The sequence below is a fragment of the Frisingicoccus sp. genome, assembly GCA_016298055.1.
In the GTDB taxonomy this organism is placed as follows: domain Bacteria; phylum Bacillota; class Clostridia; order Lachnospirales; family Lachnospiraceae; genus Frisingicoccus.
The window spans coordinates 1-2168 of sequence record JAEDDO010000260.1 but is presented as its reverse complement, the minus strand read 5'-3'; the positions used below and the strand labels follow the sequence as shown (position 1 = coordinate 2168).

General features: G+C 44.2%; 3 protein-coding genes. All 3 read right to left on the bottom strand.

Annotated elements, in window-relative coordinates:
* The coding region (gene mobQ, locus QZZ35_RS11360) for a MobQ family relaxase (protein ID WP_291237506.1) at positions 1 to 784 on the bottom strand (784 nt) is incomplete at its 3' end.
* Between the two features lie 142 nt (positions 785 to 926).
* Positions 927 to 1760: a methyltransferase domain-containing protein gene (locus QZZ35_RS11355; protein ID WP_002592690.1), complete on the bottom strand. Its 834-nt coding sequence runs from the start codon at positions 1758 to 1760 to the stop codon at positions 927 to 929.
* 153 nt (positions 1761 to 1913) lie between these two features.
* On the bottom strand, positions 1914 to 2168 hold a 255-nt coding region (locus QZZ35_RS11350; protein WP_291237505.1), incomplete at its 5' end, for a hypothetical protein.

Genomic DNA, 2168 nt, shown 5'->3' with positions numbered 1-2168 from the left:
GCATGAGCCGGTTGGCGGTTTTGATGTCCCGGTTCAGATTGCCGATGTTGGTCTGGATTCCTTTCTTCTCCATCTGGCAGGCGGCCGCTCCCATGTGGACGGTAGGGATTTGGTCAATCCCCTGTCGGGCATAGGAGCGCAGGTCAAGCCGTTCCGGGCGGTCATTGGCTTCCAGATAGCGGTTGGCCGTGTCCGCCCATCCCTGCCGCCAGATTTCGGCGTACTTCCGGTTGTTCCAGTCTACTGTGTTCTCCTTATGGCTTTTCCATCTGCCGGACGCAAGCCGGATGCGCTCCCCGTTCTTGTCAAGGTCGTACACTTTACGGCTCTTGGGGAGCCATTTGCCTTTTTCGTCCATCGCCCGCATGGTGAGCAGGATATGGGCGTGTGGGTTGCCGTCCCCCTTGTCATGGATGGCAAAGTCGGCAATCATGCCTTTGGAAACAAAAAACTCCCGGCAGTAGTCACGGATAAGGTCGGCGTACTGTCCCGGCGGGATTTCCCTTGGGATGGCAAGCACGAATCTCCGGGCAAGCTGGGAGTTCCATTGTTTTTCCTGCGCTTCGGCTGAGTTCCATAAAGTATTGCGGTCTGCAAACTCCGGCGGCACATGGGGCGGGAGCATGATTTCTTTGTGGGTGACTTCGTTCTTGTAGGGATAGTATTTCTGTTCCTGGTCATATTCAGAGAACAGCTTCTCGCCGCTCTGGTAGGCGGCGGCAGAAACAGCGGATTCATTGTTGCTCCGCTTGATGATGGTGATTTTACAATGCGGGCATGGCAAGAGTACGTCCTCCTTTCTCCCGGATTCGGGGCAAAAAAATAGCAGGATACCTTTTCAGATTTCCTGCTTGGGTGTGCCGTTGATGGGCGGCGGGTTATTTAATTTTTTAATAGTTTGTCAATTCGACAAATTGAAATTGAATTTATAATTTCCCTGCAAATATCTCTGCATCAATAGTGATTTCTTTTGTTTTTTTTAAATCTATTCCATCTTTATTTACACAAAACAGTAGTGGAGTCATATCCGCAAAGGTTTTTATTTCCTCGGATGTCATTGTATACGTTGCTGAAACTTTCTTGTGATAAACAACGGAATACTTCTTTTGGAAATAATCTACGACAGCCGCATTAGAATATTGATTGCTTTTCAATTGTTCTTTTGCCGTCTCTCGAAGCTCCTTAAGATGAGCATTTCCCGGAATTACCTTAATTACATAACCGCCTTCTTTCAAAACTCTGTTAAATTCGGAATAGTTAGCAGGAGTAAAAATATCTAATATGCAATCTATCCTTTTGTCTTTTATGGGCATTTCTTCCAAATTTCCCACAAACCATTTGATAGAATTACTGAAATCACTTTTTGCTGCAAGCTGAACAGCATCTTTAGAAATATCAAATGCAATAATTTCTTTATCACCTGATACTTCTTTTATCTGCTTTGAATAATATCCTTCACCGCAGCCAATATCAAGTATTGTATCAATGCTGCTAAAGCTTTTTATAAGCTGCACCACTTCATTCAGGATATGTGAATAATAGCCTTTTTCTAAAACCTCCCGCCTAATTTGAAAAGTCTCTCTGCTATAATGTTTTGAAGATTTTGTTCCTACAGCAAAGTTCACATAACCCGTTTTTGAAATATCGAAACAATGATGATTAGAACAAAATAAACTTTTTTGTTTCAATTTTAAATCTGTTTTACATATAGGACATTGAAAAACTTTTTCACTGTCACTAAATCTAAGTATTTTATTCATTATTCCCTCCGTTATTATATTACTTGCCCAATAAGCGAGCTATGCAATACGGATTCACCGCAACATAACCCGCGGTGTTATCTTAATCTCATATGCGCTGTCATATTCTCACCTCCAAACTCCGATTTGTCACCGGCTCCATTATACGCTATCTCATAAAAAAGTATAGCCGAATTTCAGCAAACTTGTCAGATGGAAACAACTTGCAACGCAAGATAATTCCGGGCGGCAAGTCCACAAAGGGGTAGCTGGCGTAAGCCAGCGCAGGGGAAGGGTAACTTCCCCTGTGATGATTGGAGCAGATTGAAAATCTACGGAAATCATCTGCTGTCCGCAGGACGCCTCCGGCAGGGCGCAATGCACCACTTCCCGAAGTGGTGTATAATTGCGCCCTCTTTCAGAGGGGGA